11 protein-coding genes are annotated in these 16,939 nt (G+C 40.4%); 7 read left to right on the forward strand and 4 right to left on the reverse strand.

Annotation, left to right across the window (positions count from 1 at the left end):
- Positions 1–29: 29 nt before the first annotated feature.
- Both P4S71_RS10140 and P4S71_RS10145 read left to right on the forward strand, forming a co-directional pair.
- Positions 30–950: an acetyltransferase gene (locus tag P4S71_RS10140; protein WP_096792280.1), complete on the forward strand. Its 921-nt coding sequence runs from the start codon at positions 30–32 to the stop codon at positions 948–950.
- Positions 947–2,206, forward strand: coding sequence for a mechanosensitive ion channel family protein (locus P4S71_RS10145; protein ID WP_007376437.1), 1,260 nt, complete (start codon positions 947–949; stop codon positions 2,204–2,206). The genes P4S71_RS10140 and P4S71_RS10145 overlap by 4 nt, the downstream gene beginning before the upstream one ends.
- Here P4S71_RS10145 and chrA read toward each other — a convergent pair.
- Positions 2,163–3,317, reverse strand: a complete 1,155-nt coding sequence (chrA, locus tag P4S71_RS10150) for a chromate efflux transporter (RefSeq protein ID WP_337151612.1) — start codon at positions 3,315–3,317, stop codon at positions 2,163–2,165. The two genes, P4S71_RS10145 and chrA, sit on opposite strands and share 44 nt — an antisense overlap.
- A gap of 189 nt (positions 3,318–3,506) precedes the next feature.
- Here chrA and P4S71_RS10155 point away from each other — a divergent pair, with 189 nt between their 5' ends.
- Complete coding sequence (locus tag P4S71_RS10155; RefSeq protein ID WP_337150608.1) at positions 3,507–4,139, forward strand: OmpA family protein; 633 nt, start codon at positions 3,507–3,509, stop codon at positions 4,137–4,139.
- Positions 4,140–4,273: 134 nt separating this feature from the next.
- Here the strand turns inward: P4S71_RS10155 and P4S71_RS10160 are convergent, their stop codons facing one another.
- From P4S71_RS10160 to P4S71_RS10170, 3 genes are all read right to left on the reverse strand, one after another.
- A complete protein-coding gene (locus tag P4S71_RS10160; RefSeq protein WP_337150609.1) occupies positions 4,274–5,830 on the reverse strand; it encodes a fibrinogen-like YCDxxxxGGGW domain-containing protein in 1,557 nt (518 codons plus the stop codon).
- A complete protein-coding gene (locus P4S71_RS10165) occupies positions 5,821–6,225 on the reverse strand; it encodes a hypothetical protein (protein ID WP_337150610.1) in 405 nt (134 codons plus the stop codon). The genes P4S71_RS10160 and P4S71_RS10165 overlap by 10 nt, the downstream gene beginning before the upstream one ends.
- Before the next feature lie 170 nt (positions 6,226–6,395).
- Positions 6,396–8,174 (reverse strand): ABC transporter transmembrane domain-containing protein, encoded by a 1,779-nt coding sequence (locus tag P4S71_RS10170; RefSeq protein ID WP_033038283.1) that lies wholly within the window; start codon positions 8,172–8,174, stop codon positions 6,396–6,398.
- Positions 8,175–8,262: 88 nt separating this feature from the next.
- Here P4S71_RS10170 and P4S71_RS10175 point away from each other — a divergent pair, with 88 nt between their 5' ends.
- The 4 genes from P4S71_RS10175 (at position 8,263) to P4S71_RS10190 (ending at position 16,927) form a co-directional block, all read left to right on the forward strand.
- Positions 8,263–8,670: a DUF3224 domain-containing protein gene (locus P4S71_RS10175; protein WP_096792285.1), complete on the forward strand. Its 408-nt coding sequence runs from the start codon at positions 8,263–8,265 to the stop codon at positions 8,668–8,670.
- A gap of 262 nt (positions 8,671–8,932) precedes the next feature.
- Complete coding sequence (locus tag P4S71_RS10180; protein WP_096792286.1) at positions 8,933–9,550, forward strand: LysE family translocator; 618 nt, start codon at positions 8,933–8,935, stop codon at positions 9,548–9,550.
- A gap of 171 nt (positions 9,551–9,721) precedes the next feature.
- Positions 9,722–12,598 carry a TonB-dependent receptor gene (locus P4S71_RS10185; RefSeq protein WP_337150611.1) on the forward strand — a complete coding sequence of 959 codons (2,877 nt, stop codon included), beginning with the start codon at positions 9,722–9,724 and terminating at the stop codon, positions 12,596–12,598.
- A 24-nt stretch (positions 12,599–12,622) separates the two neighbouring features.
- Entirely contained in the window at positions 12,623–16,927 is a 4,305-nt protein-coding gene (locus tag P4S71_RS10190; RefSeq protein WP_337150612.1) for an alpha-1,6-glucosidase domain-containing protein, read from the forward strand.
- The last annotated feature ends 12 nt before the right edge of the window (positions 16,928–16,939 follow it).

Raw genomic sequence — 16,939 nt, forward strand, 5'->3', positions numbered from 1 at the left:
GAAAAGGTAAAAAATATGAGCTTACAGTTATGCTAAAAAAGTGGTTACCAAATTGGCTTAACGGCTTAATTGTAGGCTGCGTGTTGTTTTCTAATGTCATACTTTTTGGGTCGCTGGTATTAATGCTGGGTCTTATTAAGTTATTGCTTCCTCTACCTATTGTTAATTCTATATTGCACAGCGCTTATCGTGGTTGGTGTAACGGCAATCGTTTAGGGCTTTGGTTAGGTTGCCCTAATATTGTGGTTGATATAAGTGGCGACTTAAACTCAAAAAGTTGGTATTTACTTATTTGTAATCACGCGAGTTGGTTAGATATAACCGTACTTAGCTCATTACATGCTTTGCCTGCCCCTAAGTTCTTTTTAAAAGATGAATTAAAATACGTTCCTTTTATTGGCACTGGTGCGTGGGCTATGGGTATGCCGTTTATGAAACGGGTAAGCAAAGCGCAGCTTGCTAAAAATCCTAAACTCAAAGGGCTTGATGTAGAGCGAACTAAACATAGCTGTCGTAATTTCCGTCATCATCCTACTACCATCATTAATTTTGTTGAAGGTACACGCTATACACCAGCCAAACATAATCTGCAACAAAGTCCTTTTAAGCATTTATTAAAACCTAAAGCGGGCGGCATTGCTTTTGCGCTTGAAGTATTAGCCGATCAATTTGATGCCATGCTTAATACAAGTTTAGTATATAGCGGCAAAACAGATCATGTTTGCCGTAACTTGTTAAAAGGTGAGTTAGATTCTATTTATGTGTCGATTGAGGTTATCCCTATTGATGAGAAAATGCAGGGCAGCTATCAAAGCGATGACGTATTTAAAGTTAATTTTCAGCATTATGTGAATGAGCTATGGGTTGCTAAAGATCAGCAGCTTGCCGATATTTATGCTCAGCAAAATTTACCTGAACCACAAATCAGTAAGGAAATTGAAACACTATGACCAACACCCACCTACAGGAGTTAATTACTCCTTGGTTTGATAAAGTGCCCGATGCAGATTTCCTGAGCTCAATTACAGCTACTGCGATTGGCGTATGTTCTCTATTAGTACTGTATTTATTTACGCGTCGTTTAATGTTGCCAGGCATTCAAAAAATAGTAACTAAGCTTTCTCCCGAGCGGATTGGTGCACTTTCTCCAATGTTAACCAAGCTCAACAAACGTATTGCAGGGTTGCTTTGTTGTGTTTTATTTTTAGCGACCTTCGACAGTGTTTATCCGGTTAACGAATTGGCCGCCGAAATATTAAAAACGGTGGGGCAGGCTTTATTAATTATCTACGTCGGCTTTATTATAAGCAGCATAGTGAGTATTGCTGGCGCTATTTATAACCAACTTGAATTTGCTCGTGAAGTCCCTATTCAGGGCTTAATTCAGGTTGTTAAGCTAATCACCTTTATTGTGTGTGCAATTTTAATTGTGAGCATTTTTCTTGAGAAGTCACCCACTTATATTCTCTCTGGTTTTGGTGCTATTGCTGCGGTTACATTATTAGTATTTAAAGACACCATATTAGGCTTTGTAGCGAGCATTCAAATAGCTGCAAATCGTTTAGTAACGTATGGTGATTGGATCCAAGTAGAAAACTACGGCGCCGATGGCGAAGTGATTGATTTGGGTTTAAACACAGTAAAAGTACGTAACTGGGATAATACCATCACAACTATTCCAACTTATATGTTGGTGGCGGGCTCGTTTAAAAACTGGCGCGGGATGCAAGAGTCGGGCGGTAGGCGTATTAAACGTTCACTTAATATAGATATGCACAGTATTTGTTTAGTAAGTGATGAGTTTAGAAAGCAAATTGATGCGGCTATTCCGCTACATGACTATATCCGAGTAACGACACTACCTGCGCAAGTTTCTAATTTAGGGCTGTTTCGTCGCTATGCTGAAGGCTATTTAAAACAGCACAGTAAAATTAATACGTCGCTTACGTTAATGGTACGAGAGCTACAACCACTAAACCATGGTTTACCTATTGAGTTTTATTGCTTTAGTGAAGACAAACGCTGGATTTCGTACGAGCATTTACAAGCCGAAATAATGGATCATTTACTTGCGGTATTACCCGTGTTTGGGCTTAGAGCGTATCAAAGTGTAAGTGGACAATTAAGCCCACCTAACGAGCAACAAACAGATAAGCCAACATTTAGAGTGATGGCAAATAGTGTTGTAAAAGACCCACAGCAATAAATAAAGCTAAGAGCCACCAAATAGGTGGCTTTTTAAATCGCAGCCATGCAAATGTAATTATTACTAACGCAACTTGCCAAAAGTTATGCACAGCCGATGTCCAAATTGGCGAATACAGTGCAGCCGCTAAAAAACCGACTACCGCTGCATTAAGCGCCGCTATTGAACTTGCAAAACGTGGCTTACTTGCCAAATTAATCCAACTCTTCTGAAACGCCAGTATAAGTAAAAAACCAGGCATAAATATAAGCAGTGTAGCTATAAGGGCGCCCACTAGAGGTTGCTCAGTAGTAAGTTGTGCGCCTAAGTAAGTAGCAATAGTAAACATAGGCCCAGGCACTGCCTGCGCGCTCGCGTAAGCACTTAAAAACTGATCATCACTCAATGCTGGTACGCCAGCTTGAAGTACCGGCAGTACTACGTGTCCGCCGCCAAACACCATTGCACCCGCTTGGTAAAAAGGGGTAAACAAAGCAAACTCATACCCTAGTGGAATAAAGCTAACACCAAGTAAGAGCGCAAACAACCCCAGTGCAATCCAATTAATATTACTTTTTGTACTGCTAGCACCTTTTGCTACTGTGCCAAGTTTTAATAAAGGCCATATAGCACCTATTGTGGCAGCGGTGATTAAAATTGCTATTTGAGTTCCCATCATTGGAAATAACACCAAAGCAAGTGTACTCATTACCGCAAGTAACTTAAGCGCAGCACTTGTACAAAAGCTTTTAGCCATACTAAGTGTTGCATCAGCGACTATAACAACGGCAAATAACTTTAAGCCTGCAATAATAGCAAAGTAAACAGCATCAAACTGATGGGCACTAACCGCAAGCAGCACCATTATTAAAAACGAAGGCAGAGTAAAGCCTAAAAAAGCAGCTATACCACCAAGTACCCCAGCCCGCTCAACACCAATCGCAAAACTAACTTGGCTAGAGCCAGGCCCTGGCAGTGCTTGACTTAAACTAATAAGCTGTGCGTAACGGGCACTAGTTAGCCAATTTAATGTATCTACAAAGTGGCGCTTAAAGTAACCCAAATGCGCAGCGGGGCCACCAAAACTCATGCACCCTAGTAAAAAAAATTGTCTAAAAATAGCAATTAACATTGCGCCAATATCCTTTGTAAAATTCATTAAATTGTCACAGCGTAGTATGACATTTTTATTAAAACGGCACATTAGTTTGAGGTCTGTTTAACAATCAAGCAAGATGCGCTGCTTTTAGCACTCTCTTCATAGTTTGTTCATACGTGTATTTGCATACTCCTGCTAAATTCTTATTGAATAGGTAACATCATGACTTTAACTAAATCACTTTTAAGCGTAACCGTATTAGCTGTATTGCTTTCAGGTTGTGAAATGAATAACGCAGGTAAAGGCGCAGCAATTGGCGCTGCTGCAGGTGGCGTATTAGGTAAAGCTACGAGTAACCATAAAGATAAACGCTTTTTTATTGGTGCAGCAATAGGGGCACTTGCGGGCGCTGCTGTTGGCGACTACATGGATAAACAAGAAGAAGCATTTCGTGATGAGCTAGCGGGTTCTGGGGTTGAAGTTGTGCGTGAAGGCGACAACTTACGTTTGGTTATGCCATCAAATATTACCTTTGCGACGGATCAATCTTATATTTCATCAGGTTTTAACGACACGTTAAACGCGATTGCAAAAGTAATGAACAAGTACGAAAAAACTTACCTTAGTGTTGAAGGCCATACCGATAGCACAGGTAAAGATAGCTACAACATGACGTTATCGCAACAGCGTGCGCAGAGTGTGAAAGGTTACTTAGTGAATCAGCAAATTCTAGCTGGGCGTATTAGTACACGTGGTTACGGCGAAACTCGCCCAATCGCCAGTAACGACAGCGCCAACGGTCGCGCGCAAAACCGCCGCGTGGAAATTCAAATCGTACCAAATACCGAAGGTTAACTGCAGTTTTATTGTGGGGTGCATACACATGTTTGCAACGAAACTGAACTTAGTTTCACTGCAAGCATGTGAACTTCACAAAATTAAGGAGTGTACCTTAGGCATTACGATTACTTCTGCAGATCATTGTTTGCTTATTTGACATAGTAAAATAAAGAATCTTGTTCTGCACCACTATATTGACTGTTAAAATATGGCCAAATATCAAACTTTATACTGTTTTGGTAAAGTGCTGCGCCGATGCTAGTGTAGTTATCACCTCGGCTAGTTGATTCTATACTTAAGCTGACAAATGAGTAATCAAGGCCAGATAAACTACAGCCAGAAGTTTCATCTTGCCATATTACAGCAGTATCAAAAGCGAGAGGAGGATGACTTAAATCTGTAACTTCGTTTGGTGATACACAATTAGCATTATCAAGCTTGCTCTTACTTAGCTTAGAAACATTCCCATATTCATCAATAAACATCATACCAGTTGTCATACTGCTTTTTATTGCATGCCAATGAGTATTTGAAATCACACCTAATTCATTAGCTGTTAGTGGCGAGGCTATTGCAATATCGTCCAATCCGTCTTTATGATGAGCTATTAAAGTCCAACCACCGCCGAGGTGGTCCATTTCACATTGAGCATAAAATGGTGTAATTCCATTATCACCATCAGGATCGATTTCATAAATACCAGATTGAGCTTGAGGGTTTTCTTGTTTTATAGTTTCACATGTCACAGCGTTACTTAATGGAGGTTCTGGTTCCGGCTGTTCTGTAGTGCTTGTAGCTACAAAGCCACCATAATACTCTAATTCACCTATTGCTCTGTAGCTGTGGCCGTGAGTAGTATTTATTTTGAGCCTAATATATCTCCCAATAGCTGGTGTTGAAAGTTCAATAATATTGTCAAGGGTTTTTGGTATATTAAAAGATTCGTGATCTAGAAAGTTTATGTTGTCATCGGAAACTTGAAGGGTAACATCTTTAACTCCCATACCTGGATCAGATGCGCCGCTATACAACATAACTCTAAATGATGTGATATAAGCGCGATTTTTAAATGCCACTTGTAACCAATGTTCCTGAACTATAGTTGAAAGCCAAATTCCGCGTTTTATTTTTGGTAAAATGGTGTCTGTATTCACTTTGATTGAGGAGTTGTAACCATCAAATGCGCCTGATGGACTATCTAGAGCATAGCTGTGGCTAGCCGAATATGAAGTTTCAGTCAAATCATTAGTACCAATTAAAGCAATATTGCCAAACTGGCCAGTAGTTTCACCTGGAATAAATTTAATTGTGCTCGATGAGTCAACTCGTAAAGATATTGTGTCTTTACCATAGTTAGTATTATCTTGCCCAAATAACTTATTTTTAAGGGTTAAAAGACTAACAACTTCAAGAAGGTGATTAGTTTCTGTGTCTTTGGATTGTTCTTCTTGTAAAAATAAATTGCCATTTCTTGTTTGAAAGCCAAACTCATTAATAGCTTCTTGTACTAAATTATATCCTAGTCCCTCATCAGTGTTTCCAGCATTTGAGTCTTTGTATATTGCAAGATAGGCTATTTCCTCTTCAAAATGTGCAGTACTTGACTCTTGCTTGTTAAGACTAACCCCGAAAGTTTGCCTAGATACACTTGAGGCTCTTAAGGAATATGCATCTGAATTATTTTGAGTTTGGCCGCTTAGGAACACTCCAGGAATATGAAAAAACTCTCATTAAAAAAGATGTGGGAGGAATTTGTTTTCAATGAAAATTTTCCTGCCTCCCAAATACTTCCATCTTCAAGGTGATGACGCCCTTTTTCAATTACAAGAAAAGACACAAATTCTTCGCCATGAATTCCATCCAAATATGGCCATTCTTTGAATTGAACATCAAAGCTATTTGTAGTGACATTTGATATTGAAATTACACCGGGCTCTATATCATTGTAAGTCGGTACAGAAGCAAATATTAAAGGATCATTATAACCATTTATAGGGATTGTTATCCGCTCGTTCGAAATGGTCACATTTTCAATTAAAGTAAACGCTTTAGATTGTGGTAAAAATAATATTAATAATAAGGAAAATATAAATTTTAACATAAAACTTTATTTTATTTTGTAAGGTTATAATAGTATTCCCCATTTTTGTTAGTAAATAAATGAAAAGTTTCAGATACTACAACTACATCCTTACTTGTTGCCACTTTTTTTTGCAAGCGCCTAGTGATGAGTTGTCAGCTTATCTTTCAAAACTCGCCTTCTGTAGCCTGTTAATCTCGATTAAACTGCAATTCACATAATTTTTGATAAAGCGGATTACTCGCTAGCAATTGTTGGTGAGTCCCTGTTGCGATTATCTCTCCTTGTTCCATCACTACAATCATATCTGCATGTTTTACTGTGGCGAGGCGATGAGCAATGATCAAGGTGGTTCTGTTTTGCATTAAGTGCTCCAGCGCGGCTTGCACATGATGCTCACTTTGTGCATCAAGGGCGCTGGTTGCTTCATCAAGCAGTAGTATTTCAGGATCTTTTAAGATTGCTCGCGCAAGCACAATGCGTTGCTTTTGCCCGCCAGATAAACGCACTCCTTGCTCACCTAAAAAGCTTTCATAACCATTAGGTAGTTGCGCAATAAACTCATCGGCATGAGCGTGTTTGGCTGCGGCATATACTTGTTCATCGGTTGCATCTGGGTTGCCATAACGAATGTTATGCATCACATCAGAGCTAAACAATATCGGGTTTTGTGCCACCATGCCCATGCTGTTTCGTAGCATATTCAGTGATAGATCTTTTATATCAATGCCATGGAATTTTATAGCGCCAGTGGCAGGGTCGTAAAAACGTTGTAGTAATTCAAATAACGTGGTTTTACCAGCACCAGAAGGGCCTACAATCGCCACGGTTTGCCCTTGTTGAATACTGAGTGATACATTTTTAAGTGCACTAACATCAGGGCGAGACGGGTAGTTAAAGGTAACACTACTGAGCTCTATGGCGGCTAAATCAGTATTGTTGTGTAACTGGTCATCAAGATGTTGTACTGGGTTAACTATTTCGCTTTTTACCGCGAGTAATTCAAGTAGTCTTGCTGCGGCACCCGCCGCGCGTTGCAGCTCGCCATAGACCTCGGCCACCGTTGCTACCGACATTGCCACCATAATGGCATAAAACACAAATGCACCTAACTCACCACCACTCATAGTCCCTGCCAGTACATCACTACCACCGACCCACAGCATCACACTAATGGCGCTAAAGGTTAAAAATATCACCGCTGCAATTAAAAATGAACGTTGTTTAATACGGCTTTTCGCAACCTTAAAGGCTTTTTCGGTTTCAACGGCAAATGCGGCTTGCTCACGTTGTTCATGACTATAACTTTGCACTACTTTAATATTTTGAATGATCTCTCCTGCATAAGTGCTGATATCGGCAATCGCATCTTGGCTGGAGCTGGCAAGTTTGCGTACTTTACGGCCAAACACCATCATTGGCACTAACACCAGCGGCACACAGGCAACTACCACTAAAGTGAGCTTTAAATTAGTGAATAACAACATGGCTAAACCACCTACCAACATCAGTGCGCTGCGCAGTGCCATGGAAAATGACGAGCCAATGATTGACTGCAATAAAGTGGTGTCGGTTGTTAAGCGCGACATTAATTCGCCACTGCGGTTTTCTTCAAAGTAACTAGGGTGCAGCGTTACAATACGATTAAACACGGCTTTTCGAATATCGTTACTTACTCGTTCGCCAATCCACGACATTAAATAAAAACGGCTAAAAGTGCCTACTGCTAATAAGCTGATTAAACCAATAAGTACTAATACGGCCTGCTGTAATTGGGCCTTTGATCCTGCAATAAAGCCATGATCAATAACAAATTTAACACCTTGCCCTAATGACAAGTTAACGCCTGCGGTAACTAATAACGCAGCTAGGGCGGCGACTACCATCCATTTGTACGGTTTAATAAACGCAAAAACAGGTAATAAACTGCTAAACGCAGCTTTTTCGGCTATAGATGTTTCTTTTGACATAGTGGATTCTTTTTGAAGGTTAAGGTATAGATATGGCATCATCGAATTAAAAATCAATAGTATTAAATATCATCAATAAGGATTCGTTATGACTACAAATATAATAAACGGTGAATTTACAGTCACTTTAGCGCCCATTGAAGGTTATGCCAAAGGGCAGCAAGGCATTAATTTAGGGCGTATGTCGATAGATAAAACATTTAAAGGTAGCTTAAATGCCACCAGCCAAGGCGAAATGCTCAGTGCTATGACGCCAACGCAAGGCAGTGCAGGTTATGTTGCTATTGAGCAAGTAGTTGGGGAGCTTGAAGGCAAAAAAGGCAGCTTTGTACTGCAACACTTTGGCACTATGAATAAAGGTCAAGATAGCCTTATTTTAAACGTCATTCCCGATTCAGGTACTGATGAGCTTGAAGGCTTAAGCGGCAGTATGAAAATTCGTATAGAGCAAGGTATTCATTACTATGACTTTGAATATACTTTAGATAGTAAATAACCTCAATTCTGGATAATAAATCTATCTTGAGCAGCTATTTTCAGCGCTAACTGCGTTGAATTTACTTGCAATAGGCCCGCTATTGACGCGTAAATTCGCCTTGTTTTCACTGAAAATCTCTGGCTAGAGAAAATAAATTTAAATATCATTATGATTCAATGCGTTAGTAACTTTCTTAACCAGAGTTCAGGTTAAATAAAAAAGCATAGGTAAGTACGTATGCGGATTAGCTATTGAAAACCATAAGTTATAAGGAACATAAATGGCTTTATCTGTTTGGTTGAGTTTGGCATTGGTATGCATGATGGGCGCGATGTCGCCAGGGCCAAGCCTTGCGGTGGTGTTAAAGCACACGCTTAGTGGTGGCATGAAAAACGGTATGCTTGCTGCGCTCAGTCATGGTATTGGCGTTGGGCTTTATGCTGCTGCCTCATTACTTGGCTTAGGAGCATTAATGGCTCAATTTCCAACACTATACCAAATATTGGTGTATTTAGGCGCTGCGTATTTAGCCTATTTAGGTTTAAAAATACTGCTAGCAAAACCAAGTAATAACGAGCTGCAAGTACAAAAGAGTGAAGTAAGTGCGAGTAAAGCGCTACAAGATGGATTCGCGATTGCTTTTTTAAATCCTAAACTCGCGATTTTCTTTTTAGCGTTGTTCTCACAATTTATAGATCCGCAAAACCTCACTTTAAGCATTGGTATTATTATGTGCTTAACCGTGTTTGTAATTGATACTGGTTGGTATTTATTAGTTGCAGTGCTAACTGAGGTGTCTAAAAATCGTTTTGGTTTTACTAAGCAAAACCCGTGGTTAGACAAAATACTGGGTGTTGTGTTTATTGCCCTAGCCATAAGGGTGGTAATTGGTTTGTAGTTTTATAATCGGTTGTTGCTGAATTATTTGTACAAAATAGCTACAGCCAAAGCCCTCTATGATGCATACGTATTCATCACAATTTGATTACCTTTTAGTTACACTTTGTTGGTTATGTTTTAACTGCACTGACTGACATAACGCATAACAATAACTAAAAGGTACGCACACATGAAAAAATTCAAATTAAGCGCGCTAATGCTGGCATTATTTGCTGCAAATAGCGCAATAGCGAATGAAAGCCAAACTAAGGACGAAAGTAAACCTGAAAAAGTTCAAGCAGACTTAGAAGTAATTGAAGTGAGCGGCTTTAGCCGCAGCTTAATACAGTCTTTGAATCAAAAGCGCTTTAGCGATACGGTATCGGAGCAAATATCAGCGGATGACTTAGGTGCTTTACCTGATATATCAATGGCTGATGCACTGACGCGTTTACCTGGTATATCGGCGGTAAGAACCGGCGGCCAAGCTGCACAAATTAACATCCGTGGGCTTTCGGGCGGCTTTGTTTTTTCGACATTAAATGGTCGCGAGCAAGTATCGACCAGTGGTAGTCGTAGTATTGAGTTTGACCAATACCCTTCTGAACTTATTAGTTCTGCTGCGGTATATAAATCACCCAAAGCATCCTTAATTGAAGGCGGTGTAGCGGGCACTGTTGAACTTGAAACAGCAAGCCCATTAAATAATTCACAACAGCATAAATTTGTAGCCAATGTGCGAGGCATGTATAACGACCGTGCGTCAGAGGTATTTGATGCAACGGAGTTTGGCGACCGGATTAGTTTTTCATATCAAGGTAAATACCTCGATGACACACTTGGCGTAGCACTTGGTTATGCGCGATTATTTCAGCCAAGCGTCGCAACTCAGTTTATTGGCCTTGCTTACAATGATACTAAAGATGTTGATGGGCTCGCTAACGACACTAATGGGCCAACGCAAAATCCAGCAAACGAATACATAAGTGAAGGCTTTGAACTACAGCACTCAGGTGGAGAAGAAACTCGAAATGGTTATTTAGCCGCAATAGAGTGGGCACCTGTTGATAACTTTAGACTTAAAGGGGATGCGTTTTTATCTCGATTTGATAAAAAGTCATTTGCTCGTGGTTTTAGGGTGAAGTTAGGTGGCCCTTCTGCAGCATATGCAAATCCTCAGCTTGATGGAAATACAGTTATTGGCGCTGCTGTAAATCGAACTTCACAAAGCTATACTCGCGTTGAAATAGTAAATGATGATAACCAAGACTTTGACGAAGTAGATAGCTTTGGTGTTAACGCTGATTGGCAAGTGAATGATCGTTTAAGCGTTAATGCAGACGTGTCATTATCACGCGCTAAAAGTAACTTTAGAAATGGTTTGTTATGGAGCTTAGTAGCTGAAGATGCCAACGCAGAAGCCCCTGTGTTTGATACGAACGTTGCGATTAACTATCAATTAAATGGCCTAAGTTTACCCGATGTTGGCTTTAATCAAGCCGCTGCATTTAGCGATATAAACCGCGTTATGGTTAGTAAATACGGTATTTACCCGGATCAAACCGAAGATGAAGTAACCGCATTTAGGCTCGACTTTAAATACGAATTAGAAAACGATATATTTAGCTCCGTTGAGTTTGGTGCACGCTATTCTGATAGAGAATATAGCCGTAAGCGTTCGGTATTTGAATACGGAAATGATGGCGCATTTTCATCAACACAGCCTCCGATGCGTTTAACAGACGAGATGACCTCAATTGTTGATTGGCAAGGTGAGTTTAGTTATTTTCCCTCTTATTTAGCCATTGATTTAGACAAAGCGCTAAACGCATGGTTTCCAGATGGTACACCACAACCAGTGCAAACATGGGGTAATGCAGACGGTGTTGATGACGCCCAAGGATATACTAGTAATTACTCCTGGACATTATTGCAAAGTGGTTCAGTGTTTGAAGATGTATTGGCCGCTTACGTGATGGTGAATATAAATACTGAAGTTGCTGGTTTAGCGTTGTTAGGTAACGTGGGTGTACGTCGAATTGAGACAGACCAGTCGGCAACCGTACTTGAAAACGTAAATGGTGATGCCCGCTTGGGAGCACAAAATATTGTCGACGAAAACGGGATTATTAACGACCTTTATGCACCCAATGTACTGGGGATAAAGTACACCGATTATTTACCATCACTTAATTTAAACCTGCAATTGAATGACAATTCTCAATTGCGGTTTGCTGCCGCTAAAGTGATGTCGCGAGCACCAATAAACCGCCTTGCCGGTGATGCCAGTGCTAACGTAAGTGATGATGGGGTCATTAATGGTTCGAGCAATAACAACCCATTTTTAAAGCCTTTTTATGCCGACCAATATGACTTATCTTACGAATATTATTTTGAAGAGAGTAACGGGTCTGTAGCCGCAGCCCTATTTTATAAAAACATAGACTCGTTTGTTGAAACCTTATCAATCGAAAACTTCGACTTTAAAGGCAATGGTTTTAACGTACCTGATTTTATTGAAGACCCAATAAGTGGTGAACAAGTTGCCACAACCAATGGGATTTACACCACCGCCGTTAACAATGGCAAGGGCGGTTATATTAGAGGGTTAGAGTTAGCTTATACCCATGTATTTACGTTTTTACCCGAGCCATTTAATGGGTTAGGGATCAACGGTAGTTACTCTTACACCGAGAGCGAAATCTCGTCTATTACCAGTTTAGGAGGCGATACCGTATCGCAATCTTTACCTGGGCTTTCAAATAATGTAGTTAACGCGACTTTGTTTTATTCAAATAACAACTTCGAAACACGTTTAAATGCACGTTATCGTGATGAATTTGTATCTGAGCAAGTCGCTATCAACGAACAAGTTGTTAATTTTGACTCTGAAACGGTGATAGATTTTCAAACGTCATACAAACTTACTGATTCCCTCACAATGCTTTTGCAAGTTAATAACCTGACAGACGAACCGACCCAAAGCTACTTTGGCACAAAGCAACGCACCGGTACGACTCAGTACTTTGGTCGTCAGCTTTATCTTGGTTTTACTTATAGTCATTAATTTAGCAAGTTGGAGCGTTTAAAAATGAAAAAAATTAAAAAATATAGTTACTTCTTAGTCGCCTTAAACTTAATGCTATTAGTTGGATGTGGCAGTGGTGATGATGTGAAATCGGGGCAAGTGTTACTCACTTGTAATGTACCTCAAGTACCAAACGAAACTGGCACACAGTGTGTCGATCCTGAGCCGATTGAATGCGCAGCGCCAACTGTTCCCGACGAAAAAAATGAAAGCTGTATTGTTGGCGCTGATCCAACGTTACCTGATCCTGTTGTATTTCCTGGCGATAATGAGGCAATTTTATTTTATAACCGCGTAACAGACGCTAACTATGAAGGTTACCGATTGCATTCGTGGAATAACGATGTGTGCGATGCTTTTGCACCGCCTTTTGATACGAGCGATTGGGAAAACGGCCATGTGCATGATGGGATAGATCCGAATTATGGTGCTTATTGGATTATAAAGCTCAAAGCCGATTACAACGAGTGCGCTAATTTTATTATTCATATAGGCACAGAAGGTGATGGTAAGGCATTTGGTGATGTTGATTTAACAATGCCATTAATGCAAGACGACGAAAAATTTCAGCGTATGAACTTTACTTTACATGGTGAGCCGTCTGTTTTTGAGTTTCCTATTTTAAATTTAGGTGAGCGTCCGGTTGCTATTGCAGGGGCTTCTGCACATTGGATAGATTTAAATACAGTATTATACAAACCGAGTAATGAACTGAGTCAAATCATTAAATTATATAGCTCTGCAAGCGCAGATTTAAAGGTTGATGAAGAGACTGGATTAAATGGTCAAAGCATTGAGTTGATACAAACCAACTTAACCGATGAGCAAGCACTAAAAGTACCGCACTTGAGTGATTGGACCGCTTATCAAGGTAACTGGGATGCAGAGGCCGCTAAGCAATTAATTAAACAACAACTGCTAGTGGCGGGTTTTGATGTTGATGGCAAACTTCTTGAAGCAAGTTACGTTCAAACAGCAAAAGCACTAGATGCGCTTTATACGCAAAATGAAAATGATGCTAACGAGGCGCTACTAGGCGTTAATTACAATAACAATGCAATTGATGTATCAGTATGGGCACCTACGGCCAATAATATGATACTTAATGTGTTTGATGCCGATAAAGCACAAGTGCATAGCAGTGCAATGCTATTTGATAGTAATACTGGCATTTGGTCTATCAGCTTAGATACTAAATACGATCGCCATTACTACCGTTTTGCGTTTGATGTATATCACCCAATCACTAAAGCGATTGAAAGTTTATGGAGTACAGACCCCTATTCACTCAATGTATCAAGCAATGGCTTGTATTCGCAGCTAATCAACCTAAATGACGATGACACCAAACCACAGGGCTGGGATGAACGCAGTATACCGACCGTTACCAATCCAGAAGATGCGATTATTTATGAAGGGCATGTACGTGACTTTAGTGTGCGCGATACCAGTGTTAGTGCACCAAATCGCGGTAAATACCTTGCATTTACAGAGCGCGAAAGCGTGCCAATGCAGCATCTTAAGCAGTTGGCTGATAAGGGTTTAACTCACTTTCATTTACTACCAGTGACAGACATTGGCACTATTGAAGAAAATGCCGCAGAGCGAGTTGAAATAACCGATACGTTAGGTAATTTATGTGAACGTATAAATGATGAAGCAGACGCTTGTAAAACAGAAGACAAGAACAGCACTATTGTCCAGTTGCTACAAAGTTATTTACCAGGCTCTGACGATGCCCAAGCACTTGCCAGTGCTATGCGTGATCTAGATGGTTTTAACTGGGGTTACGATCCGCATCATTTTATTGCCCCTGAAGGGTCTTATGCCTCAACGGCTGAGGGTATTGCTCGCGTAGTTGAAACGCGCGCTATGGTGCAGTCGCTACAAGAAATTGGCTTAAGAGTCGTGCTGGATGTTGTTTATAACCATACAACAGCATCAGGTATTTGGGATAAGTCGGTATTTGATAAATTAGTACCCGGCTATTATCACAGGTACAACGAAGTGAGTGGTGGCATTGAGCAATCAACATGTTGTGAAAACATCGCCACTGAGCATGTCATGATGGATAAGTTTGTCACTGATTCATTAGTGATTTTAGCCCGTGACTTTGGTTATGATAGTTTTCGCTTTGATGTGATGGGGCATATGCCTAAGTCATCTATTTTAGCAGCGCGTGAAGCGGTTCAAGCAATCGATGCAGATAACTATTTTTATGGCGAAGGTTGGGACTTTGGTGAAGTAGCTAATAACCGTTTATTTACGCAAGCAAAACAAGCCGATATGGCGGGTTCAGAGGTGGGTACCTTTAACGACCGTATCCGCGAGGCTATTCGAGGTGGAGCATTGTTTAGCAATAACCCAACCGATGGTAATTTAGCTGAGCAAGATACATTGCGGTTATCGCTTGCTGGCAATTTACAAAACTATATTCTAAAAGACTTTAAAGGCAATTCAGCGAAGGGCAATAGCTTTACGTGGAATACTCAGCCAACAGCGTATGCACTTGATCCTGCCGATAGCATTAACTATGTTTCTAAACATGACAACGAAACCTTGTGGGATCAACTGCAATACAAGCATATTGCAAGCATGAGTATTGAACAGCGTGTACGCGCCCATAATATAGCGCTCGCAGTGCCACTTGTGAGCCAAGGTATCCCATTTATGCAACTGGGCGCTGATTTACTGCGTTCAAAATCAATGGATCGTGATAGCTACAATGCTGGAGATTGGTTTAATGCAGTTGATTTAACTAAGCAAAATAATAATTGGAATATTGGTTTACCTAACGCTGAAAAAAATCAAGAAAAATGGTCTGAAATAATGCCTATTTCGGGTAATCCTCAAGCTGCTGCACAACCGCAAAATATTGCTTATGCTGGTGGGGTTTTTCAAGAGTTTTTAGCTATTCGCAGTGCTAGCCCACTATTTAGATTAACCACAGAGCAAGATGTAATAGAACGTGTTGGTTTTCATAATGTGGGCAAAAACCAGCAACATGGCTTAATTGTTATGAGTATTGATGATGGCGAAGGATTAACCGACATTGATGCAAACAACGATGCGCTCGTTGTGGTTATTAATAGCACCGAGCAGTTGCTTACTCATAGCATACCAACGGCGAATGGCTTTGAGTTACACAGTATACTTAAAGATAGTGTTGATCCAATGATGGCTGCAGCTTCTTTTACTCAAGGAGATGGTGAAGGTAGCTTTAACGTACCAGCATACACAATGGCGGTATTTGTTAAGCCGCAAGACGATGGCCAAGGTGTAGGGTTAAGTGCTAATGCAACGGTGGGCGCCCCCGATGTAGTACCTTTTGCGAGTACTGCCGTTTATGTGCGCGGCTCGTTAAATGATTGGGGTACTCGTGATGTACTTGAATATGTTGGTAATGGAGAGTACCGCTTAGCTGTTACGCTTAGTGCGGGTGACTATGAATTTAAAATAGCCTCAGAAGATTGGTCTACTGTCGATTTTGGTGCGCTATCAGATGCTGATAAAGAAGTAATTGAAAGTCAAAGTGAGCCCCTAACAGCTAGTGGGTCTAACATGACTTTTACTGCCGCTATTGATGCCACTTATGTGTTTGTATTTGATGCTAGCGATAAGGAGAGCCCAACACTTAAAATTTATAACGAGGAGCCATTTGTTGGTAATGCCATTTTTGTGCGAGGTACATTAAATAATTGGGGAGTCACAGACGAACTGATTTACAAAGGAAAGGGTATTTATACTTTTACTAATACTCTCGCTGCAGGGAGTTACGAATTTAAAGTTGCCTCTGAAGACTGGAGTTCGGTTGATTATGGCTCTGCTGATAGCGATATTAGTGCAACTTTAGGCAAAGCTAAACTATTAGCACTTGGTGGCGCAAATATGACTATAGATATTGCTAATGATGGCGAATATCAATTTGTATTGGATGCGAGCGATTTAAGCGCCGTTACATTAATCATTTTAAATGCGGAAATGTTTGCTGATACGCAAGTATTTATTCGAGGCAATTTAAATGAATGGAGTACGGATAACCCACTTATTTATCAGGGTAATGCTACTTATACAACGTCATTAGCTTTAGAAGCGGGTGATTATGAGTTTAAAGTGGCTTCTGAGGATTGGAGTACCGTTGATTACGGTGGTGTAGGTGAATCCCCAATTGTAAATATAGGTGAACTGACTTTACTGGAAGCGGTGGGTACTAATATAGCTTTGAGCGTTGCTGAGCAGGGTAATTATACATTTAGCGTTATTGGCCCTGATAGAAATAATATAAAGGTAATAATTAATCAACAATAGCATTTAGAGGCC

This window comes from Pseudoalteromonas sp. B62 (assembly GCF_037162565.1).
In the GTDB taxonomy this organism is placed as follows: Bacteria; Pseudomonadota; Gammaproteobacteria; order Enterobacterales; family Alteromonadaceae; genus Pseudoalteromonas; species Pseudoalteromonas fuliginea.